The following is a 22,430-nucleotide window of genomic DNA, read 5'->3' on the forward strand; positions in this document are numbered from 1 at the left end:
CTTCCCTTGAACGACAGGCGCGAGAACCGATGAGCATTCAAACCCAAGCCCTCAACCTGGTGCCGATGGTGGTCGAGCAGACCAGCCGCGGCGAGCGCGCCTACGACATCTATTCCCGCCTGCTCAAGGAGCGCGTGATCTTCCTGGTCGGCGGCGTGGACGACCACGTGGCAAACGTCATCGTGGCGCAGATGCTGTTCCTCGAGGCCGAAAACCCCGAGAAGGACATCAGCCTGTACATCAATTCGCCCGGTGGCGTGGTCACGGCGGGCATGGCGATCTACGACACCATGCAGTACATCAAGCCCGACGTGAGCACCATCTGCGTGGGCCAGGCAGCCAGCATGGGTGCGCTGTTGCTGGCGGCCGGCGCGAAGGGCAAGCGTTATGCCCTGCCGAACTCCCGCGTGATGATCCACCAGCCGCTGGGCGGCTTCCAGGGCCAGGCGACGGATATCGACATCCACGCCCGTGAAATCCTGACGTTGCGCGCGAAGCTGAACGCCATCCTGTCCCATCACACGGGTCAGTCGCTGGAAACCATCGAGCGCGATACCGAGCGCGACAATTTCAAGAGCGCGGCGGATTCGCAGGCTTATGGCCTCGTCGACCAGGTGCTCGAGCGTCGCCCGGAAGATTCCATCCAGTCGGCCTGATCGACGGATTGCGGGTTTTCAGGCGCAAATACCCCTGTTCACGGTCCCGGCTGACAAGCCGGGACCGTGTGCTATTCTCCGACCGCAAGCCCCTCCGGGCAGGTTGAGCGACCGAGTAATACCAGCATGAGCGAAGATCGTCAGGGCCGTTCCGGCGACAGCACCAAAATCCTGTACTGCTCGTTCTGCGGCAAGAGCCAGCACGAGGTCCGTAAGCTGATCGCGGGCCCGAGCGTGTTCATCTGCGATGAATGCGTGGAACTCTGCAACGACATCATCCGCGAAGAGCTGGAAGAGAAGGCCCAGTCCGCGCGCAGCCACCTGCCCAAGCCGCGCGAGATCCTCGAGGTCCTCGACCAGTACGTGATCGGCCAGAACCGCGCCAAGCGCACGCTGGCCGTGGCCGTCTACAACCATTACAAGCGCATCGAGAGCCGCAACAAGAACGACGACGTCGAACTGGCCAAGTCCAACATCCTGCTCGCCGGTCCGACCGGCTCCGGCAAGACCCTGCTGGCCGAGACGCTGGCGCGCCTGCTCAACGTGCCGTTCACGATTGCCGACGCCACCACGCTGACCGAAGCCGGTTACGTGGGCGAGGATGTGGAGAACATCATCCAGAAGCTGCTGCAGAAGTGCGACTACGACGTCGACAAGGCGCAGCAGGGCATCGTCTACATCGACGAGATCGACAAGATCTCGCGCAAGAGCGAAAACCCGTCGATCACCCGTGACGTGTCCGGCGAAGGCGTGCAGCAGGCGCTGCTGAAGCTGATCGAGGGCACCGTCGCCAGCGTGCCGCCGCAGGGCGGCCGCAAGCATCCCCAGCAGGAATTCCTGCAGGTCGACACCAAGAACATCCTCTTCATCTGCGGCGGTGCGTTCGCCGGCCTGGACAAGATCATCCAGCAGCGCAGCACCGAGGCCGGCGGCATCGGCTTCGGCGCCAAGGTCAAGAGCTCGGAGAAGAAGTCCGAGGTGGGCAAGGTCCTGTCGGAAGTCGAGCCGGAAGACCTGATCAAGTTCGGCCTGATTCCCGAGTTCGTCGGCCGCCTGCCGGTCGTCGCCACGCTGGAAGAACTGGACGAGGCGGCGCTGGTCAAGATCCTCACCGAGCCGAAGAACGCCATCACCAAGCAGTTCAAGAAGCTGTTCGAGATGGAAGGCGTGGAGATCGAGTTCCGCCCGGATGCGCTGTCGGCGATCGCCCGCAAGGCGCTCAAGCGCAAGACCGGCGCGCGAGGCCTGCGCACCATCGTCGAGTCGGTGCTGCTGGATACGATGTACGAGTTGCCCTCGCTGGAGAACGTCAGCAAGGTGGTGGTGGACGAGTCGGTGATCGAACACAAGTCCGAGCCGTACCTCATCTACCAGAATCCCCCGGCGCAGAAGGTCGCATCCGCGGAGTGATCCGGCTTTCATGCAAGCCCTGACAGGCGCCCCTGTGGCGCCTGTTCAGTTTTTGGCCTCGCTCTCCAAGCCGCTGGTTTCCCTCGGGTTTTGGCGACGCTCTTGCATCCCTCAGGCGATGGCCCCATAACGGGCCCATTGGTGCCTTCGCACCCCTGCATTCCGCACCTCGCTGGAGCCCCCATGCCCCGTCGTTCCCCCTCCGAAATCCTCGACCTGCCGGTCCTGCCATTACGCGACGTCGTGGTGTTTCCGCATATGGTCATCCCGCTGTTCGTCGGTCGCGACAAGTCCATGCGTGCGCTCGAGCAGGCCATGGAAGCCGACAAGCGGATCATCCTGCTGGCGCAGAAGTCCGCCGAAACCGATGACCCGGCCGCCGCTGACCTCTACACGGTCGGCACGCTCGCGCAGGTGCTCCAACTGTTGAAGCTGCCGGATGGCACCATCAAGGTGCTGGTCGAGGGCACCGCGCGCGTCAGCGTGTCGAACGTCGTCGAGCGCGATGGTTCGTTGTACGGACAGGGCGAAGAGATCGATTCCACCGACGCCCGTGAGCCGCGCGAGATCGAGGCCGTGGCGCGATCACTGATGGGCCTGTTCGAGCAGTACGTCAAGACCAACCGCAAGCTGCCGCCCGAACTGCTGCAGACGCTGGCGGGCATCGATGAGCCCAGTCGCCTGGCCGATACCATCTCGGCGCACCTCGGTGTGCGCTTGAGCGACAAGCAGCGCCTGCTCGAAACGGTCGAGGTGGGCGAGCGGCTGGAGCTGCTGGTCGGGTTCGTCGATGGCGAGATCGATGTTCAGCAGCTGGAGAAGCGCATCCGCGGCCGCGTGAAGTCGCAGATGGAGAAGAGCCAGCGCGAGTACTACCTCAACGAGCAGATGAAGGCCATCCAGAAGGAATTGGGCGAGCTCGACGAGGCGCCCAACGAGCTGGAGGAACTGGCTCGCAAGATCGCGGAAGCGGGCATGCCCAAGCCCGTCGAGACGAAGGCGCGCAACGAGCTCAACAAGCTCAAGCAAATGTCGCCGATGTCGGCCGAAGCCGCCGTGGTTCGCAACTACCTGGACTGGCTGCTTGGCGTGCCGTGGAACAAGCGCACCAAGGTCCGCAAGGACCTCAAGGTCGCGCAGGATACGCTGGACGCCGATCACTACGGCTTGGAGAAGGTCAAGGAACGCATCCTCGAGTACCTCGCGGTGCAGTCGCGCGTGAAGAAGCTGCGCGGTCCGATCCTGTGCCTGGTTGGACCGCCCGGCGTCGGCAAGACGTCGCTGGGCCAGAGCATCGCCAAGGCGACGAACCGCAAATTCGTCCGCATGTCGCTGGGCGGCGTGCGCGACGAAGCCGAAATCCGGGGCCATCGTCGTACCTATGTCGGCTCGATGCCGGGCCGCATCGTGCAGAACCTCAACAAGACCGGCAGCAAGAACCCGCTGTTCGTGCTCGACGAAATCGACAAGATGTCGATGGACTTCCGCGGCGATCCGTCTTCCGCCCTGCTCGAGGTACTGGATCCGGAGCAGAACAACGCCTTCAACGACCACTATCTCGAAGTGGACCTGGACCTGTCCGAAGTGATGTTCGTCGCGACGTCGAATTCGCTGAACATCCCGGGGCCGTTGCTGGATCGCATGGAGGTCATCCGCATCCCCGGTTACACCGAGGACGAGAAGGTCAACATCGCACAGCGTTACCTGGTGCCCAAGCAGCTGAAGGCGAACGGGCTGAAGGCCGAGGAACTGAAGATCGCCGAGGGCGCGATCCGCGACCTGGTGCGTTACTACACGCGCGAGTCCGGCGTGCGCAACCTCGAGCGCGAAGTCGCGAAGATCTGCCGCAAGGTCGTCAAGGAGCTCGCGCTTGCGGGCCCCAGGCCGGCCACGTCCAAGAAGAAGCCTGCCGCGATGCAGGTCACTGCGAAGAACCTGGACAAGTACGCCGGCGTGCGCCGCTACGACTTCGGGCGCGCCGAGGAGCAGAACGAGATCGGCCTGGTGACGGGCCTCGCGTGGACCGAAGTCGGTGGCGATCTGCTGCAGATCGAAGTCGCGCTGGTTCCGGGCAAGGGCGGCATGTTGCTGACCGGCCAGCTGGGGGACGTCATGAAGGAATCCGGTTCCGCCGCGATGTCCGTGGTGCGCGGGCGCGCGGTGAGCCTGGGCGTGGATGCGGAATTCCTGCAGAAGCACGACGTGCACCTGCACGTACCGGACGGTGCGACACCCAAGGACGGTCCGAGCGCGGGCATCGCGATGGTGACCGCACTGGTGTCCGCGTTGACGCGCAATCCCGTTCGCGCCGACGTGGCGATGACCGGTGAGATCACGCTGCGCGGACGCGTCACCGCGATCGGCGGGTTGAAGGAAAAGCTGCTCGCGGCCCTCCGTGGCGGCATCACCACCGTCATCATCCCCGACGAGAACAAGAAGGACCTGGCCGACATCCCCGCGAACGTCACCGACGGCCTGAAGATCGTGCCGGTGAAGTGGATCGACGAAGTGCTCGATCTGGCGCTCGAGCGACCGTTGGCACCCGTGCCCGCCACCGGCAACGACGGTGGAGGAAGGGCGGTGGCGACAACGGGCAAGGGCAAGGGCAAAGGCTCGCCGCAACCCGGCGTGAAGCATTGACCAAGGCGACGGGCGGTGCGTGTCATCGCCCCGAAACCCGCGTCATTGCTGGGTTTTCGGCTTGCGTGCCATTTTTCGCGCTGGTATAACGACGACACCCGCATGCACGAGGCGACGCCTCGATGCGCGTGGACATCACGACCGGCTCCCGCGAGACAAGCGAAGGCCCACGTTCCGGGTTCCGGTCACTCATTCCGCGGTTGTGCCGCACAGGGAGTTACTCAATGAACAAAACCGAATTGATCGATGCCGTCGCCGACGAAGCCGAAGTGTCCAAGGCCGAAGCCGGCCGTGCCGTCGACGCCGTCATCTCCAGCATCACCAAGGCCCTGAAGAAGGGCGACAGCGTGACGCTGGTCGGCTTCGGCACCTTCCAGGTCCGCAAGCGCGCCGCTCGTACGGGCCGCAACCCGAAGACGGGCGACACCATCAAGATCAAGGCGTCCAAGAACCCCGCGTTCAAGGCTGGCAAAGCCCTGAAGGATGCCGTAAACTAATCGACTCGCTGCCGATGGCAGGGTGCGATCACCCGGGTGCTTAGCTCAGCGGTAGAGCGTCTCCCTTACACGGAGAGGGTCGGGGGTTCGAAACCCTCAGCACCCACCACATCGGGGCGATGCAGGATCAAAAAAATTGTCGGACGGTCTAGCGGAAGTTGCGCAAATCGTCTTACAATGTTCGTCTCAGCGCGGAGTGGTAGTTCAGTCGGTTAGAATGCTGGCCTGTCACGCCGGAGGTCGCGGGTTCGAGTCCCGTCCACTCCGCCATTTCACCCAAAAAGCCCGCGAAAGCGGGCTTTTTGCTTTCCGGCTGTCGCACTGTGTTCCCCCCGTGCGATTCGATGCCCTGAGGGCGCGGTGAGTCCGCCGGACGGCGAGACGCGCGTGCAACGGCACGGTAAACTGCGCGGCTGAACGAATTCGGATCCCGTGCGCACATGCTGCAGAAACTCCGCGACAAAACCTCTGGCTGGGTCGCCAGCCTGATCCTGGGGCTGCTGATCATTCCGTTCGCCTTCGTGGGCGTGAACGAGTACATGACGGGCGGGACCGCCAGCGATGTGGCCCTCGTCGAGGCACCGCCGACATGGTGGGAGTCCGCTCCGCAGTGGTGGCCTGTGTCGATGGTCTGGCAGCGCGAGGAAGTGACGCAGGACGATTTCCGCGAGGCGTTCGAGCAGGCACGCCAGCAGCAGCGCCAGGCACAGGGCGAGGCATTCGATCCGCGCGAGTTCGAAAGCGCGGACAACAAGCGCAAGGTGCTCGAGCAGCTGATCGACCAGAAAGTGCTTGCACTGGGCGCCAAGCGCGCCGGCATCGTCGTGGGCGACGCGGCGGTGCAGAAGATGATCATGAGCGAGCCGGCGTTCCAGGTCGACGGCAAGTTCAGTCCCGAGCAGTACCAGATGTTGCTGTCGTCGCAGGTGCCTGCGATCTCGCCGGTGCAGTTCCAGGAACAGCAGCGCGAGCGGCTGCGCATGATGTTGTTGCCGCAGGCCATCGGCGAGTCCGACTTCACCACCGAAGGCGAGCAGGCGCGCATGTGGAAGTTGCTGGGCGAGACCCGCGATATCGGCATCGCGCTGCTGCCGCCGGTGGCGGAGGACAGCGCCGAGGTGACCGACGCACAGATCAAGGCGTGGTACGACGGCCACAAGAGCGATTTCAAGCAGCCTGAGCAGGTGTCACTCGAGTACGTGGAGATCAACGGCGCGACGCTGCCTGTCGCCGCGACCGCCGACGAAGCCGCGCTGCGCAAGCGCTACGAGGCGGAGAAATCGCGCTTCATGTCGCCGGAGCAGCGCGTGGTCGCCCATATCCTGATCGCGGTCGATGCGGGCGCCGACGCCGCCACGCAGAAGAAGGCCGAAGAGAAGGCTGCGGCGCTGGCCAAGCAGGCCCGCGAGGGCGCGGATTTCGCGGCCTTGGCGCGCGCCAATTCGGACGATCCGGGGTCGAAGGACGCGGGCGGCGAACTGCCGCCGTTCGCGAAGGACGGCTCGATGGTCAAGCCGTTCGAGGATGCGGCGTTCGCCATGCAGGCCGGCGAGATCCGCGGCCCGGTGAAGAGCGACTTCGGTTACCACGTGCTGCAGCTGAAGCAGGTCAATCCCGGCGCAGGCCGCAGCTTCGAAGACGTGCGTGGCGAGCTGGCCGCGGAAGAAGCCAGCGGTGAACGTGACCGTGCCTACAACGACCTCGCGGGTCGCGTGGTCAACGAAACGTTGAAGAATCCGACGGCGCTGGCGCCCGCAGCGGCGGCGACCGGCCTGCCGCTGCAGAAGGTGGGTCCGTTCTCCCGCAACGACCCCCAGGGCATCGCGACGGTGCCCGCCGTGCTGCGCGCCGCGTTCTCCGACACGCTGGTGCAGGACGGCACCATCAGCGATCGGATCGAGATCGCCCCCAACCACAGTGTCATCATCCGCGTCGCCCAGCACACGCCCGAGCAGGCGCTGCCGCTGGACAGGGCGCGCGATGCGGTGGTGTTCGCCATCCGCCAGGACCGTCGCGAGAAAGCCGCGCGCGCCGCCGCCGATGCCCTGCTCGCACGCGTGAAGAAGGGCGAGTCGCTCGCCACCATCGCCGCTGCGGAAGGCCTGCGCTTCAACGAACTGCCGGGCCTGCGTCGCGGCATGCCGATGCCGACGGCCGAAGCCAACGAGGCGATCTTCGCCGCCGGACGGCCGGCGGAGGGGAAGGTTGTCGCCGGCCAGGTGGCCCTGGGCCAGGGCGCCTATGCCGTCTTCACCGTGAACAAGGTCACCGATGGCGCCATCGCGGACATGCCGGCCGAAGAGCGCGCGACGATGCAGCAGCAACTGATGCAGCTCAATGGCGGCATCGCGACGCAGGCGTACGTGGACGCGTTGCGCAAGCGTTTCAAGGTCAAGGTCTTCGAAGAGCGGCTCTGAGCCCGACCGATGTTGGATCCGAATCCCGCCGACCGGCGGGATTCTTCTTTGTGGCGAGCCTCGTCGCTACTCTGCGGCGCTGTCCAGCTTCAGCACCATGCCAGGACGCAGCACGGCATTTGCCTTCAGGTCATTCAGCTGTAGAAGCCGCTCGGGCGTAAGTCCGTGGCGACGTGCGATGGTCCACGCCGAGTCGCCACGCTGGACCGTATGCGTGCGTGCGCCCGCGGCGGCGCCTCCGGTGGCGCGAGCGTCGTCTGTGGCGAGGGCCAATGGCGCCGGCGCGGCGGCCTCGTCCGCGCTCGCGTACGTCGGCGCCAGCAGCCGGATCGGCTTGGTGCCACGGCTGAATCGACCGGAGAGCGCGGGATTGAGGCGCGTCAGCAAGGCGAGTGGTTGATGGTGCCGGGTGGCCCAGGCCTCGAGCGTGGCATCGCCTGGCAGCACATGGACCGCCAGGCGCGGCACCGGGCGATCCATCTGTTTGAGCCACGCATCGCGATCGTCGGCCTGCTGGAAGATGCAGGCCAGCGCGTGCAGCTTCTCCACGTAGGCGTAGGTGATGCCGGACAGGCCGGGCAACTCGGCGGGACGCGCATTGCGGGCGTTCATGCCGGCACGGCGCATGGATTGCAGGACGCGGTATTCGCCGGCGTTGTAGGCCATCACGGCCAATCGCCAGTCGCCGCCGAACATGCCGTGCAGGGTCTTGAGATAACGGACGGCGGCCTGGGTGGAATCCACGGGCGACAGCCGGCCGTCGTAACCCTCGCGCATCGGGACTCCATGGTTGCGCGCGGTGATGCCGATGAACTGCCACAACCCCGCCGGGCCTTGGGGATTGCGCGCGCCGGGCTTGTATCCGCTCTCCACGAACGGGATGAGCGCGAACTCGGTCGGCAGCTGCGCTTCGCGCAATGCGTCGACCACGTAGCCGAACAACGGCAGCACGTCGTCTTCCGCGCGCGCGAGTTGTCCGGGCGCATGGCTGAAATGCTTCTTCCAGCGCCCCTGGGTCGCCGCGCTGTCGCACGTCGGATCGGCCAGCCCGTCGCGGAAGCGCTGGTAGATGTCCAGGCCGCTGCGTTGATCGCCGGCGGCGAGCGGGGAGGGGTCGACGGCAAGTACGTCGAGCGTCGCCGGTGCGTTCTCCGCCGTCGCTGGATCCGCGGCAACGACGGTCTGAGATGCCAGCGCGAGGCCGGTCGCCAGCAGTCCGGCAAGGGGCAGGGCACGGGGATGTTTCATGCGCGGAAGTCGTTCTTCCACTGCCGCAGGGTCGCGAAGGTCTCGATCCGATCGACCGGCGGCCGGCCGAGGCGGTGGGAGATGGTGGCCTGGACCTCGGCGCTGTCCACGCGCAGGAAAGGATTGGTCGCGCACTCGCTGGCCAGCGTCACCGGCAGGCTGGGACGGCCCGCTTGGCGCATGGTGCGGACGTCTTCGATGCGTTGCCGCAGGGCCGGGTTGAGCGGGTCCACGGCAATCGCGAACGCGCCGTTGGCCAGGGTGTATTCGTGGCCGCAACAGACCAGCGATGCACCGGGCAGGGCGGACAGGCGATCCAGCGATTCGAGCATCTGCGACGGCGTGCCCTCGAACAGGCGACCGCAGCCCAGGCTGAACAACGTATCCCCGCAGAACAGGTGCAGCGGACCGTCGCCGCCGCCGCCATGGAAGGCGATGTGGGTGCGCGTGTGTCCAGGCACGGCGAGCACCGACAGCGCCCAGTGCTTCACCCGTACGACATCGCCTTCGCCGACGCGTTCGGTAGCGTCGGGAATGCGGTCGTCGGCAGGCGCGAACACGGGCAGCGTCGGCCATCGGGCGCGCAACGCGGCGACGCCCCCGGCGTGGTCGGCGTGATGGTGGGTGATCAGCACCGCCGCCGGCCACAACCCGTTGCCGGTCGCGGCCAGGACGGGCGCGGCATCGCCGGGGTCGATCACCAGCGCGTCGCCCTCGTCGTCGACCAGCGCCCAGATGTAGTTGTCCTCGAAAGCAGGCAGGGCAAGCAGGCGCATCGGGGAAAGGCTCCGGGCGGGACGGACGCCCAGGGGCGGCGTCCTCTACAATCCGAACATGCCTGCGTTCGCGTTTACCCGTCAACCCGATCCCCTGGCGTGGTTCGGGACCGGCCACGGTGGACCGTTGCTGGCGTCGGAACATGCGCGAGTGACCCAGGCGCTCACCAGCCGGACGCCGCAGCCCTGGCTCTGGATAGCTCCAGACGGGAGCGACCCGTCGCCGGTCGCCGCGCCGGCTACCCGCGGGCTCCGCCTGCGGGCCCGTGCGGGCTGCCATCGGCTGGCGGGGCAGGTCCAGTGCGGCCTGCCGCTGCCGCTGCCGACCGAAGCGATGGGGGTGATCGTGCTGCAACACGTGCTGGATGCGGGCGACCCGCAGCCGCTCCTGCAGGAGTGTTCCCGGATCCTCGAGCCGGGCGGTCGCCTCTGGCTCTTCGTGCTGAACCCCTGGAGCCCCTACCGATTGCGCTGGCGCGGCGCCGGCCTGGTGCCGCGCGCGCTGGGCCAGTGGCGCCTGCAACTGGCGGCGGCCGGCCTGGTCGTGTCGGAGCATGTGCTGCACTACGGTCCAGTCTGGAAAGGCCTAGCCGATGCCCCCGGACACGGACCTGCGCCGTTCCGTGCCGCGCGCCTGCTGCAGGCTGAAAAGCGCGTGGCCGGCCTTATTCCCCCTGCGCCCGTAGCACGCGCGTGGCGTGCCGCGCCCGCCGCCTGACCCCTTACCCCGAGAACCCATGAAACACGTCAGCATCCATACCGATGGCTCCTGCCTGGGCAATCCCGGTCCCGGTGGCTGGGCGGCGCTCCTGCGCTACGGCGAGAAGGAGCGAGAGGTCGTGGGGGGCGAGGCCCAGACCACCAACAACCGCATGGAACTGATGGCCGCCATCGCGGCGCTGGAGGTGCTGACGGAGGGTTGCCAGGTCACGCTGCACATCGATTCGCAGTACGTCCGGCAAGGCATCACCGAATGGATGCCGGGCTGGGTGCGGCGCGGGTGGAAGACCGCCGGCGGCGATCCGGTGAAGAACCGCGACCTGTGGGAACGCCTGCATGCCGCCACGGCCCGCCACCGGATCGACTGGAAATGGGTCAAGGGCCACAACGGCGACCCCGACAACGAACGTGTCGATGCGCTGGCCCGCACCGCCGCCGAGCGTTTCCGCCGGGGAGCCGTGGCGTGAGCCCGACGTTGCATCCCGGGCAGGTCGTCGTGGAGACGGCGCGCCTGCGCCTGCATGCGATGTCGGACGCGGACGATGACGACGCGGCGCTCATGCTCGCGTTGCTCAACGACGCCGCCTTCATACGCCACATCGCCGATCGCGGCGTAAGGACCCTGGACCAGGCGCGCGCGTATCTGCGTACCGGCGCACTGCGCAGTTATTCGGAAAACGGCTTCGGCATGTATGCGGTCCGCCGCAAGGACACCGGCGCACTGATCGGCAACTGTGGCTTGGTCCTACGCGACGGGCTGGAAGGCCCCGATCTCGGTTACGCACTGCTGCCCGCGCACGCAGGCCAGGGGTTCGCGCGGGAGGCCGCGAACGCCGTCATCGCCGACGCCGCCCGCCGCCTCGGCCTCGTCCGCCTGCATGCCATCGTCAATCCCGACAACGTGGCCTCGATCGGCCTGTTGCAGAAACTGGGATTCGCATTCGACAGAATGATCGTGCTGCCCCCGATCGAACATCCGGTGGACCTGTTCCACCTGTCCCTCTCCAAGGAAGCCGCCTGATGCGCCAGATCATCCTCGACACCGAAACCACGGGCCTGGAGTGGAAGAAAGGCAACCGCGTCGTCGAGATCGGCTGCGTCGAGCTGCTGGAACGCCGTCCGACCGGACGCACCTACCACCAGTACATCAATCCGCAGCGCGAGTTCGAGCAGGGCGCGGCCGAAGTCACCGGCCTGAGCCTCGAATTCCTGTCCGACAAACCGGTGTTTGCGGCGATCGCCGACGAGTTCCTGGCCTTCATCGACGGGGCCGAGCTTGTGATCCACAACGCAGCCTTCGACGTCGGCTTCCTGGACTACGAACTTTCCCGGCTCGGCGAACAGTACGGGCGCCTGTCCGACCGCGTCACCGTCGAAGACTCGCTGCTGCTGGCGCGCCAACGCTTCCCCGGCCAGCGCAATTCGCTGGATGCGCTCTGCAAGCGGCTCGGCGTGGACAACACGCACCGGCAATTGCACGGCGCCCTGCTCGATGCCCAGCTGCTGTGCGATGTCTACCTCAACCTGACGGCCGGCCAGCGCGAGATCGGCTTCGGCGGCGCGGAAGAGACGGCGTCGGCCGCGACCGCGGCGGTGGTCCAGTTCGACCCCGCGATCGCGGGCGCCCGCCCGCGGGTAGCGGTCTCGGCCGAGGAGCTCGCCGCACACGATGCCCGGCTGGCGACGTTGAGGAAGAAGGCCGGCGGCCGTTGCCTGTGGGATCCTCCGGTGCTGGACGCCACTGCCTGAGTCGCGGCCGCCGCACCCCTTCACCCTGCGCCGGCCTTGCGGTAGCGTGCCTGCGGGGACATCGACAGGGGACGTGCATGGCGGGCAGGCAGGGAGTACGCAGGCGCTCTGGCGCCTTTGTGGTGGCGATGTTCGGGATCGTGGCGGCGATGGCCGAGGGCGGGGCGACGCCTGCGCCCTTCCCCATGGATGCGCCCGTGGCCTACACGGCCGCGTTGCAGGAAGCGATCGTGGCGCGCTGGGACGTACCGGCGAGCGTACGCGCCGGGCAGATGTGTCCCGTCCGGCTCACGCTGCTCCCCGGCGGCGAGGTCCTCACCGCCACTGCGGAGCCGGCGTGCCGGTTCGATGCGAAGGGACGCGACTCGCTGCTGGCCGCTGTGCGGCAGGCGTCGCCGCTGCCTTATCGCGGCCACGAACGCGTGTTCCAGCGGACCACGGTGGTGCGGTTCGTACGGCCGGAGTCCGACGTGGCGAAGGCGCCTCCCGCGCCACCTGCCGCATTCCAGGACCATCTGGCCCGGGTGCGCGCGGTCGAGGCGCAGGCGCTCGACCCTGAAGCGCGTTGCCTCGCCTACCCGGACTTGCCCGGCAATGCCTGGCCGGCGAATGCGGGGGCGTCGCGTTGCCTGCTGCTGCGGGCGCCTATCCTGTCGCTGGACGAGATCGACCAGCAACTCGATCAACCGCAGGGAGCCCGCGCCCTGGACCGTCGTTTCGATGCGTTGCTGCGGGCGCACTACGCGGACGCGACCCAGCGCGATCAGATCTTCATCGCTTACTCGATCTTCGATGCCGATCCCGAGGCCGAGCGTGTTGCCCGACGCTGGCTGGAACAGTCGCCGGACAGCGCCTTCGCGAAAATGGCGCTGGGGGATGTTTACGCGCGCCAGGGTTGGCGGGCACGCGGCACTAAGTGGGCGTCGGAAACACCGGGCCAGCAGCTGGAGCGGATGGGCGCGTTGTTCCAGCGCGCGGTGCCGCTGCTGGCCGAGGCGTTCCAGGAGGAGAAGCGGCTGTCTCCGGCGTGCGAACAACTGGCGGCGATCGGCCGGATGAGTTCCAACGAGTTGCAGCGCTGGGCGACAGCAGAGTGCCTCAGGATCGATCCGCAGTCCTACTTCGTTCTGGAAGAGGTCATCACGCAGGCCGAACCGCGCTGGGGCGGTTCGGAGGAGGCGATGCGCGCGGCTGCGGGGCTGATCGCCGCGCGTGTCGCGCAGAACCCTGCGCTGCTGACGCTGACGGCCATACCGATCGGCTATGAGGCGGATCTCGCCGACGCCTGGCCCGAGATCATGCCGGGCACGGTTGCCGCGTCGCTGCAGGCCCCCAATGCCGGCTACATGGCGCGTGCGGGACGCGGCATGTATGCGCAAGGCGATCGCTGGCGCGCGCTGAGCTGGGTGTCGCAGTCGCTGCGCTTCCAGCCGCGGGACGACGGCCACCTCGCGTTGCGTGCGGAGATCCTGATGGAACTGGACGATGGCGAGTGGGCATTGCGCGATGCGCGCCGTGCGGTCGAGGCGGCGCCCGCCAGCGCACGACGCCAGTACCTGCTGGCCCGTGCCACCCGGCGCGCGCTCGGCGAGCATGCGGCCCGCGGCCCGTTGTTGAAGACCATGGAAGACGCGGACATGCGGGAGCAAGCGTACGAGTTGTACTGCCAGACCTACGCAATGAGCGGTGAACTGGCGGCCGGCGAGGCATGCGCCGGTGCACTGGTCAGGGAGTTTCCGCGCAATGGCGAAGGCTGGCGCATGTTGGCCTGGCTCCGTGGCGTACAGGACGATCCGGCCCAGGTGGAGGCGATCGACCAGTTCGTCAAATACCACGACGTCGAGCGCTGGCCGCACCATGCCGCGACGATCGAACGCATCCGTCAGGCGAGGGCGCAGCGATGAGGCCGGTGTTCCCGGGTCTTGTCGTGCCATGGGTGCTGTTGTTGGCCATCGCAGGCACCCGCGCCGAGGACCGCGCCGCGCCCGTCGTGCCATTGCCGCTCGATGCCAAGGTCGACGGCAAGGGATATCCGGAATGGACGGCGGCGTGGTGGCAGTGGGCGGAAGCGCTGGATGGCCTGCCGTATCGCGACCGGGATGGCCGTGCCTGCGCCGTGGCACAGGATGGACCGGTCTGGTTTCTCGCGGGGACAACCGGCGGATTCAATGCGCGCCGCGAATGCACGGTTCCCGTTGGCAAGCACCTGCTCATGCCGGTGATCAACATGATCCACTACACGCCGGGCGACGCGTTGCGTGGCGATCGTGTCCCCAGCTGCCGCCAGTTGCAGGCCTGGGCTGCGGTCAACAACGACCGGCTGTCGAGTGCGGTGGTCCTGCTGGACGGCGTACGGGTCGCGGACGTCGCGCGCTATCGCGTACGCAGCAACGGCTGCTTTCCGCTGTATCCCGATGTTCCACCTCCCCCGGGCCACCTGGCGCAGGTGGCGGCGAGCGACGGGTATTGGCTGTTGCTGCCGCCGCTGTCGCCGGGGCGGCATACCGTGAGCGTCGGCGCCAACTACGACGCCGATGGCAGTGGCTATGGGCGCATGGTGCAGAGCTTCGAGTACGTGCTCTGGATCGGGGGCGAAGGCGTCGCGGCCCGCTGACCCGCCCGCCCGGGCTCAGTGGCAGCGGACCAGGATCGCGGTCACGTTGTCCGAGCCGCCGCCGTCCAGCGCCGCGGCGATCAGCGTGTCGACGCATTCCTGGGCGCTGCAGTCGTCGTGCTTGAGGGTGGCGGCGATGCTGGGATCGTCGACCTCTTCGGTCAGCCCATCGCTGCACAACAACAGTTGCATGCCCGGGCGAAGTTCGCCGGTCATGGTTTCGACGTTGAGGTGGTTGGGGTCGGTGACCCCCAGCGCCTGGGTGACGACGTTGCGATGCGGGTGGGTGCGCGCCTGTTCGCTGGTCAGGGCACCCTGGGCGATCAGTTCCTGCACGTAACTGTGGTCCTGGCTCAGCTGGGCCAGCTGCCCCTCGCGCCACAGGTAGGCCCGGCTGTCGCCGACCCAGGCCACTTCGAAGCGGTTGCCCTGGATGCGGGCCGCCACCACGGTGGTGCCCATCGGCAAGGTGTCGTTGCGGCGGCGGGAGGTACGGATGATCTCCTCGTCGGCGATCCGGATCGCCTGCGCCAGCGGCGTGCCGTCGCGGATCTCGCGCACGATGGTCTCCCGCGCCAGGGCGCTGGCCACTTCGCCGCAGGCGTGGCCGCCCATGCCATCGGCCACCAGCCACAGGCCCAGCTCGCTGTCGCCGTAGTAGGTGTCTTCGTTCAGCTCGCGACGGAGGCCGACGTGGGAGATGTGGCCGAATTCGATCATGGTGCCCTGGTCTGTGCGGACGGCGTTTTCCTATCCGCTCATACGCAATGATCCGTGCGGACAGGACATCGGACAAGATTCGGGGCTTTCCAAACCCAACCGGGGTTCACCGAGGTGCAGGTCGGGTGATGCGCCCCGCCGTCTTCGGGATCGGTCGGCTTGTCCCGATGCGGCGCGCCACGTATGATTCACGCCCCCGGGACAGCCCGGGCCACCGGAGAGGTGGCAGAGTGGTTGAATGTACCTGACTCGAAATCAGGCATACGTTAATAGCGTATCGAGGGTTCGAATCCCTCCCTCTCCGCCAGTTTCAAGAAAGCCCCCGCAAGGGGGCTTTTGCGTTTCCGTCACCGTGATGGGCGCGGATCGCCGTTGGGGACGGGCGTAGAATGGCCTTTTGCGCCGGAGCCCTCCATGTCCGAGATCCTCGTCCCCGTGTCCTTCGGTGAGCTGTTGGACAAGATCGCCATCCTGCAGATCAAGTCGGAACGCATGAGCGACCCGGCCAAACTGGCGCACGTGCGCGACGAACTGGCGGCGCTGGAGAAGACCTGGATGGCCCATCCCGTGGCCGGCCACGACATCGTCGAACTGCGCGCCCAGCTGAAAGCCGTGAACGAGCGCCTCTGGGTGGTCGAGGACGAGGTACGGCTGAAGGAAAAGGCGCAGGCCTTCGACGACGACTTCGTCCGCCTCGCCCGCAGCGTCTATTTCGACAACGACGAGCGCGCCCGCATCAAGAAGGCGATCAACCTGGCCCTGGGCTCGAGCTACGTGGAAGAAAAGTCCTACCAGGACTACCGGACCGCGGGCGCGCCCTGACGGCGATCAGCCTGCGAGATCGTGCCGGCGTCGCTCGAAGGCGGCGATGCCATCGTCCACGGTGATCAGGGCCATGACGCCGTCGTGCTCGATCTTCGTGCCCCACGCGAGTTCGGCGGCTGGCCTGCCCTTGTAGCGGCGCGCCGCGTCATCGTAGCGGTCCACGCAATAGCGCACCGTGGAATAGGGGCCGCTGCGGCGGGGATTGCTGGCCGCGTGCAGGCCCAGCACGGCGGCGCCCACGGCGTTGGCGATGTGCATGGGGCCGGAGTCGGGCGTCATCACCAGGTCCGCACGCGCCAGCAGGGCCGGCAACTGCTTCAGGGTGTCCTTGCCGACCAGGTCCAGCGCAGGTGACCGCATGGCGGCGATGATGCCGTCCGCTGTCCGCCGTTCCAATTCGCTGCGCCCCCCGCACACCACCACGCGCCATCCCTGCGAGGCAGCGTGGTCGGCGACAGCGGCGTAGCGGTCCGCATACCAGTTGCGACGTTCGTGGCTGGAACACGGCGAGATCACCAGCGTCCGCCGGCCGTCCTCGGGCCACTGCGCACGCGCCCATGCGTGCGCGTCGGACGGTACCGGCAGGTCCCAGCGCACCTCGGTCTGGTGCAGGCCCAGCGGTTCGCAGAAACTGCCGATCGCATCGAGCACGTGGATACCGGGCCTGTCGGGAATGCGTTCGTTGATCACCAGGCCATGCAGGTCCTTGGAACGACGGCGGTCGTAGCCGATCCTTCGCCGGGCCCGGATGAAGGCCGACAGCAGGTTCGCGCGCAACGCCACCTGCATCTGCAGCAGCGCGTCGAAGCGTTCCCCCGGCAGTTCCCGGCGCAAGGCGCGCATGCCGGCCAGTCCTGTCTTCTTGTCGTAGGTGTGGAAGGTCACGCCTTTCAGCCCTTCGAGCAGCTTGAATCCGCCCTTGTCGATCACCCAGTGCAGCGGCAGTTGCGGCCACTGCCGCTGCAGCGTGCGCACGAGGGGCACGACGTGGGTCACGTCGCCGAGTGCGGAGAGTCGGAGCAGGCAGAGCGATGAGGGAATCATGGGATAACTATTGTTAGACTCGCTGGATGGTCGGATTTGACGCCTCGGAATCCCTGACGCCGTTCCGCGAAGGCAGCGGATATGGCGCGATTCTGTTCGACCGCAAACACCTGCGGCAAGCGGATCCCGACTGGTTCCAGCCCGAGAAGTGGGGCGAACGCGCCCGCCCGGTGGACAGTGGAGGGCGCGGCAGCGCCTGGTTCATCGATGCCCCGTCCAGCCAGTGCGTGCTGCGTCATTATCGCCGGGGCGGCCTGGCGGCGCGTTTCAGCCGGGACCGCTATCTCTGGCATGGGCCGGACAAGACCCGCAGTTTCGCCGAGTTCCGGCTGACGCGTGCCCTGCTGGCGCGCGGCCTGCCGGTGCCAAGGCCGGTGGCGGCCAGCTACGTGCGCGACGGGATGTTCTACCGTGCGTCGATCCTGCTGGAGCGCCTGATGGAGGTGCGCACGCTGGCCGACATCGCCGACCAGGCCGAGGGCCATGCGCCATGGGAGAGCACGGGCCGCCTGGTGGCGCGCTTCCATCGTGCGGGCCTGGACCATGCCGACCTCAATGCGCAGAACATCCTGTTCGATGCGGGCGGTCATGGCTGGCTGATCGATTTCGACCGGGGCCGGCTGCGCATTCCCGCCACCGCGTGGCGCGAACAGAACCTCGCACGGCTCAAGCGTTCCCTGCTCAAGTTGCGCGGTGCGCGCAGCGAGGATGAAGTAGGCGTCGACTTCGCGCACCTCCGCCGTGCCTACGACCATGCCTGGTCGCGGGGGTACTGACGTGGCGTGGATGCTGCGGTTCCTGGGTGTGGGTAACGCCGGTGCCGTCGAGCTCGGCTCGGCGATGGCAACGCTGGAGCGCGACGGCCGGCCATGGCTGACGATCGACTGCGGCGGCGAAGGGTTGACCGCATACCAGTCGCGCCATGGAGGCATGCCCGAGGCGCTCTTCATCACCCATGTGCACCTCGACCACGTCGCGGGCATGGAAAGGTTGTTCGTCGCCAGCTATTTCGACGCTGCACGGCGCGGGAAGGTCCGCCTGTACGTGCCGGCGCCCCTGGTGCCGCTGCTCCACCAGCGCATCGCCAGCTATCCCAACGTCCTGGCAGAGGGCGGCGCGAACTTCTGGGACGCGTTCCAGCTGATCCCGGTCGGTGACGCGTTCTGGCATGACGGCTTGCGACTGGACGTGTTCCCGGTGCGCCACCATTGGCCGGAAACGGCGTTCGGCCTGCGCCTGCGGGGCAGCGTGGTGTGGACCGGCGATACGCGGCCCATCCCCGAAATGCTGGCGCGCCATGCGAACGCGGGCGAACTGATCGCCCATGATTGCGCATTGCACGGCAACCCGTCGCACAGCGGCATCGACGATCTGGAACGCGAGTATCCGCCCGCGCTCCTGGCCCGCTGCGTGCTGTACCACTATGCGAGCGAAGCGGACGCGCACGCCCTTCGCGCACGCGGCCACCGTGTCGCCGTGGCGGGCGAGGGATTCGCGCTGGCGGACCCGCTGCCGACCGTGCTGCCTTGAACGCCATCCCGCTCCCGCGCGATCTGCTGGGCCGTCCCCTGCATGACCTGCGGCTTTCCGTCATCGATGCCTGCAATTTCCGCTGCGGCTACTGCATGCCGGCCGATCGCGTGCCCGAGGACTATGGGACCGATGCCTCGCAACGCCTGTCTTTCGACGAGATCGACACGCTGGTCCGCGCCTTCGTGCGGCTGGGCATGCGCAAGCTGCGATTGACCGGGGGCGAGCCGCTGCTGCGCAAGCGCCTGCCCGATCTCGTCCACCGCCTTTCGGCCATTCCGGGATTGGAGGACATCGCCCTCACGACGAACGGCATGTTGCTTGCGCACCAGGCGCAGGCGCTGCACGACGCCGGCTTGCGGCGCATCACCGTCAGCCTGGACGCGCTGGATGCCGATCTCTTCGCCGAGATGTCGGGGCGGCGGGGGCAGGTGGGCGACGTGCTTGCGGGTATCGACGCCGCCGTGAGAGCCGGATTCTCGCGGCTCAAGATCAATGCCGTCGTGCAGCGCGGGCTCAATGAGGACCAGGTGGTGCCGTTGGTTGAGCATTTCCGCGGCACGGGCCATGTCGTGCGGTTCATCGAATTCATGGATGTGGGCGACAGCAACGACTGGCGGCTCGACCGGATGGTGCCGTCGGCCGCGTTGCGCGACCGCATCGCCGAGCGCTGGCCGCTGCATCCGCTGCAGGCGGACTATCGGGGCGAGGTGGCGGAGCGGTACGGGTTCGACGACGGCGGTGGCGAAGTCGGTTTCGTCAGCTCGGTCAGTACGCCGTTCTGCGGCGACTGCCACCGTGCGCGCGTGTCGGCCGACGGGCGCCTTTTCACCTGCCTGTTTGCGTCGGAGGGCGCCGACCTGCGTGCGGTCCTTGCGCAAGGCGAAGATGCGCTGGCGACGCACGTGGCAGGCCTGTGGTCGGCGCGCGGCGACCGCTACAGCGAGTTGCGTGGCCGTCCCGAAGTGCGGGATCGGCGACGCGTCGAGATGTATCTTATCGGTGGTTGAACCACGCAGGATCCTCATGCCACGTAACGCCCTGACCCATCTCGACGCCGACGGTCGCCCGGCCATGGTCGACGTTTCCGGCAAGGCGGCGACGGCGCGCGAAGCGCTCGCCACCTGCCGCGTGCGGTTTCCGGCGGAGATCGCGCGGCAGCTGAAGCGCAACGGCTTGCGCAGTGCGAAGGGCGGCATCGTCGATACGGCGGTCATCGCCGGGACGATGGCGGTCAAGCGCACGCATGAACTGATCCCTTTCTGCCATCCGCTACCGATCGACGGATGCCGCGTGGCGGTGGACTGGGATGGCGAAGCCACACTGCGCATCGATTGCCAGGTACGCACCGTGCATCGCACGGGGGTGGAAATGGAGGCGCTCACCGGAGCCACGGTGGCCGCCCTCACGGTCTACGACATGTGCAAGGCGCTGTCGCACGCGATCGTGCTCGGACCGGCGAAACTCGTCGGCAAGCGCGGCGGCAAGCGCGACGTGGGGCAGCTCTGATGCCCACGGTGACGCTGCTCTATTTCGCCAGCCTGCGCGAGCGTGCCGGCATCGCCAGCGAAACCCTCTCCACCCAGGCCCCGGACCTGGCGAGGGTCTACGACGACGTACAGGCGCGGCATGGATTCACCTGGCCGCGCGAGCACCTGCGCGTCGCGGTGAACGGCGAGTTCGCGCGCTGGGGAGACGCGCCGTCTGCGGGCAGCGAGATCGCCTTTATTCCGCCCGTCAGCGGGGGTTGAGCCATGGCAGACTTCGCCCTCTCGGAGACGCCGCCCGACCTGGACGCATGGCGCGCACGCGTGCTCGATCCGCGCGCGGGCGGCTACGCCAGCTTCGAAGGCTGGGTACGCGACCATCACGCGGGTCGCTCCGTGGGTGGCTTGGATTACGAAGCGTATGCAGCGCTCGCCGAGCGCGAAGGCGAACGCATCCTTGCGGAAGCGAAGGCGCGCTTCGACATCATCGCTGCGTGCTGCGTGCATCGCGTGGGAACGCTGGCCATCGGCGACCTGGCGGTGTGGGTGGGCGTAAGCGCCGCGCACCGCGGTGCGGCGTTCGATGCCTGCCGCTACATCATCGATGAGGTGAAGCGTCGCGTGCCGATCTGGAAGCGCGAGCATTACCGCGAAGGCGATGCCGACTGGCTGCACCCGATGGCGGAGGGTGCATGACGCCGAGGACAGTGCGTCCCCTCGTGCTGGCTTTGGCGGTCGGGCTGCTCGGTGCGCCGGCGGCAACGCGTGCGGCAGAGCTGCTGGTGGGCAACAAGTCGGCGGATACGGTCTGGCGCCTGTCGTTGCGCGACGGCCGCAGGATCGGCGAGTTCCGCACCGGCGAAGCACCGCACGAGATCGCGGTAGCGCCCGACGGGCGCATCGCCGTGGTGACGAACTACGGCGATGCGAAATCCGGCAGCTCGCTTTCGGTCCTGGACTTGGTGGGCGGCACGCCGACACGGACCATCGACCTGGGCCAGCACGGTGCGCCGCACGGTTTGCGCTTCCTGCCCGATGGCCGTCGCGTACTGGTGACGACGGAAGCCTCGGCCAGCCTGCTGGTCGTGGAGCTGGCCTCGGGCAGCATCGAGCGCGTGATCGATGTCGGTGGGGGCACGGGCCACATGGTCGCCGTGTCGACCGACGGAAAGGTCGCGTACCTGACCAAGATCCAGTCCGGTACGCTGAGCCGCATCGATCTGCAGTCCGGCATGAAGACGATGGAGCGCGCCGCCGGCAAGGGTGCGGAAGGCGTGGCGGTGCGACCGGATGGCCAGGAGGTGTGGGTGACCAATCGCGAGGACGGCACCGTCACCGTGCACGACCCGCGCACGCTGGCGGTCAAGCGTCGCATGAGCAGCAAGGGGTTTCCGATCCGGGTGGTGTTTTCCGCGGACGGCTCGCGGGCGTTCGTGACCAATGCGCGCGCCGCGACGCTCTCCGTCTTCAATGCCCGCACCAAGGTGCCAGTGGCTACCGTCTCGCTGTCGCGCGAAGACATGACCTACCAGCCCACGATGCTTGGCAACGCTGCATTGCCGATCGGCGTAGCGTTGGCAGCCGATCGGCCGCGCGCGTACGTGGCCATCAGTGGAGGCGACAGGATCGCCGTGATCGACACCGAACGCTGGCAGGTGATCGATTACTGGGTCACCGGACGCGAACCGGACGCGCTGGGGATCGTGGCCGAATGAACGACGCTCAAGAGGCGTCCGCCGCGATGGCGATGATGCCGTCGCGACGGCAGGAGACAGTGACGAGACGATGCCTCGAAAGGCGGTAGCCCCGCCGGCTGACCTCGGCGCCCGCATCGATCGATACCGTTGCTGCCTTCCGGCCCTGGCGGGATTTTCGACCTAGCGTCGCGAGGGGCCGACGGGGCCACCATAGACACGAAACCGCGCCTGGGCGCGGTCCGTCGTCAACCCGCCGAAGCGGGTTGCGATGAAACTGGCGGAGAGAGGGGGATTCACTCGGCGCTGCGCGCCTTCGCCCTGCGGGCGGCTTCGCCGTGCAAACCGCTACGCGGTTTGTCGAACCCGGGAGTTCTCACCCCCTCTCCAAGTCCCGGCGAAA

23 protein-coding genes, 3 tRNA genes and 1 other RNA gene are annotated in these 22,430 nt (G+C 67.3%); 22 read left to right on the forward strand and 5 right to left on the reverse strand.

The annotated features are described in order from the left end of the window. The first annotated feature begins 29 nt into the window (after positions 1–29). The 7 genes from clpP (at position 30) to ACSQ19_RS13830 (ending at position 7,620) form a co-directional block, all read left to right on the forward strand. Positions 30–656: an ATP-dependent Clp endopeptidase proteolytic subunit ClpP gene (gene clpP, locus ACSQ19_RS13800; protein WP_162336364.1), complete on the forward strand. Its 627-nt coding sequence runs from the start codon at positions 30–32 to the stop codon at positions 654–656. A gap of 126 nt (positions 657–782) precedes the next feature. Beyond that, positions 783–2,066, forward strand: coding sequence for an ATP-dependent Clp protease ATP-binding subunit ClpX (gene clpX, locus ACSQ19_RS13805; protein ID WP_435997716.1), 1,284 nt, complete (start codon positions 783–785; stop codon positions 2,064–2,066). Positions 2,067–2,249: 183 nt separating this feature from the next. Then, positions 2,250–4,706 carry an endopeptidase La gene (gene lon / locus ACSQ19_RS13810; RefSeq protein WP_296280063.1) on the forward strand — a complete coding sequence of 819 codons (2,457 nt, stop codon included), beginning with the start codon at positions 2,250–2,252 and terminating at the stop codon, positions 4,704–4,706. 122 nt (positions 4,707–4,828) lie between these two features. Continuing rightward, positions 4,829–5,203, forward strand: coding sequence for an HU family DNA-binding protein (locus ACSQ19_RS13815; protein WP_296280065.1), 375 nt, complete (start codon positions 4,829–4,831; stop codon positions 5,201–5,203). A 34-nt stretch (positions 5,204–5,237) separates the two neighbouring features. Next, positions 5,238–5,312: transfer RNA gene (locus tag ACSQ19_RS13820), tRNA-Val, on the forward strand. Positions 5,313–5,396: 84 nt separating this feature from the next. Beyond that, a tRNA-Asp gene (locus tag ACSQ19_RS13825) sits at positions 5,397–5,473 on the forward strand. 170 nt (positions 5,474–5,643) lie between these two features. Then, positions 5,644–7,620, forward strand: a complete 1,977-nt coding sequence (locus ACSQ19_RS13830; protein ID WP_435997718.1) for a SurA N-terminal domain-containing protein — start codon at positions 5,644–5,646, stop codon at positions 7,618–7,620. Positions 7,621–7,686: 66 nt separating this feature from the next. On the opposite strand, the gene ACSQ19_RS13835 is transcribed toward ACSQ19_RS13830, so the two are convergent. Further along, complete coding sequence (locus ACSQ19_RS13835) at positions 7,687–8,868, reverse strand: transglycosylase SLT domain-containing protein (protein ID WP_435997720.1); 1,182 nt, start codon at positions 8,866–8,868, stop codon at positions 7,687–7,689. Further along, positions 8,865–9,644: a hydroxyacylglutathione hydrolase gene (gene gloB / locus ACSQ19_RS13840; protein WP_435997722.1), complete on the reverse strand. Its 780-nt coding sequence runs from the start codon at positions 9,642–9,644 to the stop codon at positions 8,865–8,867. The genes ACSQ19_RS13835 and gloB overlap by 4 nt, the downstream gene beginning before the upstream one ends. Before the next feature lie 58 nt (positions 9,645–9,702). Here gloB and ACSQ19_RS13845 point away from each other — a divergent pair, with 58 nt between their 5' ends. The 6 genes from ACSQ19_RS13845 (at position 9,703) to ACSQ19_RS13870 (ending at position 14,727) form a co-directional block, all read left to right on the forward strand. Continuing rightward, the gene (locus ACSQ19_RS13845; protein ID WP_435997724.1) at positions 9,703–10,362 is read left to right on the forward strand and encodes a class I SAM-dependent methyltransferase; all 660 of its coding nucleotides are present in this window, start codon (positions 9,703–9,705) and stop codon (positions 10,360–10,362) included. A 19-nt stretch (positions 10,363–10,381) separates the two neighbouring features. Then, on the forward strand, positions 10,382–10,831 hold the full coding sequence (gene rnhA, locus ACSQ19_RS13850) for a ribonuclease HI (protein WP_296280074.1): 450 nt from the start codon (positions 10,382–10,384) through the stop codon (positions 10,829–10,831). After that, a complete protein-coding gene (locus ACSQ19_RS13855) occupies positions 10,828–11,385 on the forward strand; it encodes a GNAT family N-acetyltransferase (RefSeq protein WP_435997727.1) in 558 nt (185 codons plus the stop codon). The genes rnhA and ACSQ19_RS13855 overlap by 4 nt, the downstream gene beginning before the upstream one ends. Next, on the forward strand, positions 11,385–12,113 hold the full coding sequence (dnaQ, locus tag ACSQ19_RS13860; protein WP_296280077.1) for a DNA polymerase III subunit epsilon: 729 nt from the start codon (positions 11,385–11,387) through the stop codon (positions 12,111–12,113). Before ACSQ19_RS13855 ends, dnaQ begins: the two co-directional genes overlap by 1 nt. A gap of 122 nt (positions 12,114–12,235) precedes the next feature. Next, entirely contained in the window at positions 12,236–14,017 is a 1,782-nt protein-coding gene (locus ACSQ19_RS13865; protein ID WP_435997729.1) for a hypothetical protein, read from the forward strand. Beyond that, the gene (locus ACSQ19_RS13870; RefSeq protein WP_435997731.1) at positions 14,014–14,727 is read left to right on the forward strand and encodes a hypothetical protein; all 714 of its coding nucleotides are present in this window, start codon (positions 14,014–14,016) and stop codon (positions 14,725–14,727) included. Before ACSQ19_RS13865 ends, ACSQ19_RS13870 begins: the two co-directional genes overlap by 4 nt. 15 nt (positions 14,728–14,742) lie before the next feature. Here the strand turns inward: ACSQ19_RS13870 and ACSQ19_RS13875 are convergent, their stop codons facing one another. Further along, a complete protein-coding gene (locus ACSQ19_RS13875) occupies positions 14,743–15,447 on the reverse strand; it encodes a PP2C family protein-serine/threonine phosphatase (protein WP_055942014.1) in 705 nt (234 codons plus the stop codon). A 216-nt stretch (positions 15,448–15,663) separates the two neighbouring features. On the opposite strand from ACSQ19_RS13875, the gene ACSQ19_RS13880 reads away from it, so the two are divergent. Both ACSQ19_RS13880 and ACSQ19_RS13885 read left to right on the forward strand, forming a co-directional pair. Further along, a tRNA-Ser gene (locus ACSQ19_RS13880) sits at positions 15,664–15,754 on the forward strand. Between the two features lie 107 nt (positions 15,755–15,861). After that, positions 15,862–16,269: a DUF6165 family protein gene (locus ACSQ19_RS13885; protein ID WP_435997734.1), complete on the forward strand. Its 408-nt coding sequence runs from the start codon at positions 15,862–15,864 to the stop codon at positions 16,267–16,269. A gap of 6 nt (positions 16,270–16,275) precedes the next feature. On the opposite strand, the gene ACSQ19_RS13890 is transcribed toward ACSQ19_RS13885, so the two are convergent. After that, on the reverse strand, positions 16,276–17,316 hold the full coding sequence (locus tag ACSQ19_RS13890) for a glycosyltransferase family 9 protein (protein WP_435997736.1): 1,041 nt from the start codon (positions 17,314–17,316) through the stop codon (positions 16,276–16,278). Between the two features lie 26 nt (positions 17,317–17,342). On the opposite strand from ACSQ19_RS13890, the gene ACSQ19_RS13895 reads away from it, so the two are divergent. The 7 genes from ACSQ19_RS13895 to ACSQ19_RS13925 are packed head-to-tail and all read left to right on the forward strand — an operon-like array spanning position 17,343 to position 22,048. Then, positions 17,343–18,092, forward strand: coding sequence for a 3-deoxy-D-manno-octulosonic acid kinase (locus tag ACSQ19_RS13895; RefSeq protein ID WP_299341684.1), 750 nt, complete (start codon positions 17,343–17,345; stop codon positions 18,090–18,092). A 1-nt stretch (position 18,093) separates the two neighbouring features. Further along, a complete protein-coding gene (locus ACSQ19_RS13900) occupies positions 18,094–18,846 on the forward strand; it encodes an MBL fold metallo-hydrolase (RefSeq protein WP_299341687.1) in 753 nt (250 codons plus the stop codon). After that, entirely contained in the window at positions 18,843–19,856 is a 1,014-nt protein-coding gene (gene moaA, locus ACSQ19_RS13905) for a GTP 3',8-cyclase MoaA (protein WP_299341690.1), read from the forward strand. The genes ACSQ19_RS13900 and moaA overlap by 4 nt, the downstream gene beginning before the upstream one ends. Before the next feature lie 16 nt (positions 19,857–19,872). Further along, positions 19,873–20,355: a cyclic pyranopterin monophosphate synthase MoaC gene (gene moaC / locus ACSQ19_RS13910; RefSeq protein ID WP_299341693.1), complete on the forward strand. Its 483-nt coding sequence runs from the start codon at positions 19,873–19,875 to the stop codon at positions 20,353–20,355. Further along, complete coding sequence (locus tag ACSQ19_RS13915) at positions 20,355–20,597, forward strand: MoaD/ThiS family protein (protein WP_435997740.1); 243 nt, start codon at positions 20,355–20,357, stop codon at positions 20,595–20,597. Before moaC ends, ACSQ19_RS13915 begins: the two co-directional genes overlap by 1 nt. 3 nt (positions 20,598–20,600) lie before the next feature. Further along, positions 20,601–21,029 (forward strand): molybdenum cofactor biosynthesis protein MoaE, encoded by a 429-nt coding sequence (locus tag ACSQ19_RS13920; protein ID WP_296280096.1) that lies wholly within the window; start codon positions 20,601–20,603, stop codon positions 21,027–21,029. Next, positions 21,026–22,048, forward strand: coding sequence for a cytochrome D1 domain-containing protein (locus ACSQ19_RS13925; RefSeq protein WP_435997742.1), 1,023 nt, complete (start codon positions 21,026–21,028; stop codon positions 22,046–22,048). The genes ACSQ19_RS13920 and ACSQ19_RS13925 overlap by 4 nt, the downstream gene beginning before the upstream one ends. 88 nt (positions 22,049–22,136) lie before the next feature. Here ACSQ19_RS13925 and ffs read toward each other — a convergent pair. Continuing rightward, positions 22,137–22,233: signal recognition particle sRNA small type (gene ffs / locus ACSQ19_RS13930), an RNA gene on the reverse strand. Positions 22,234–22,430 lie beyond the last annotated feature (197 nt).

Origin of the sequence: Pseudoxanthomonas sp. LjRoot127, from assembly GCF_964253495.1 — a bacterium.
Taxonomy (GTDB): domain Bacteria; phylum Pseudomonadota; class Gammaproteobacteria; order Xanthomonadales; family Xanthomonadaceae; genus Pseudoxanthomonas_A.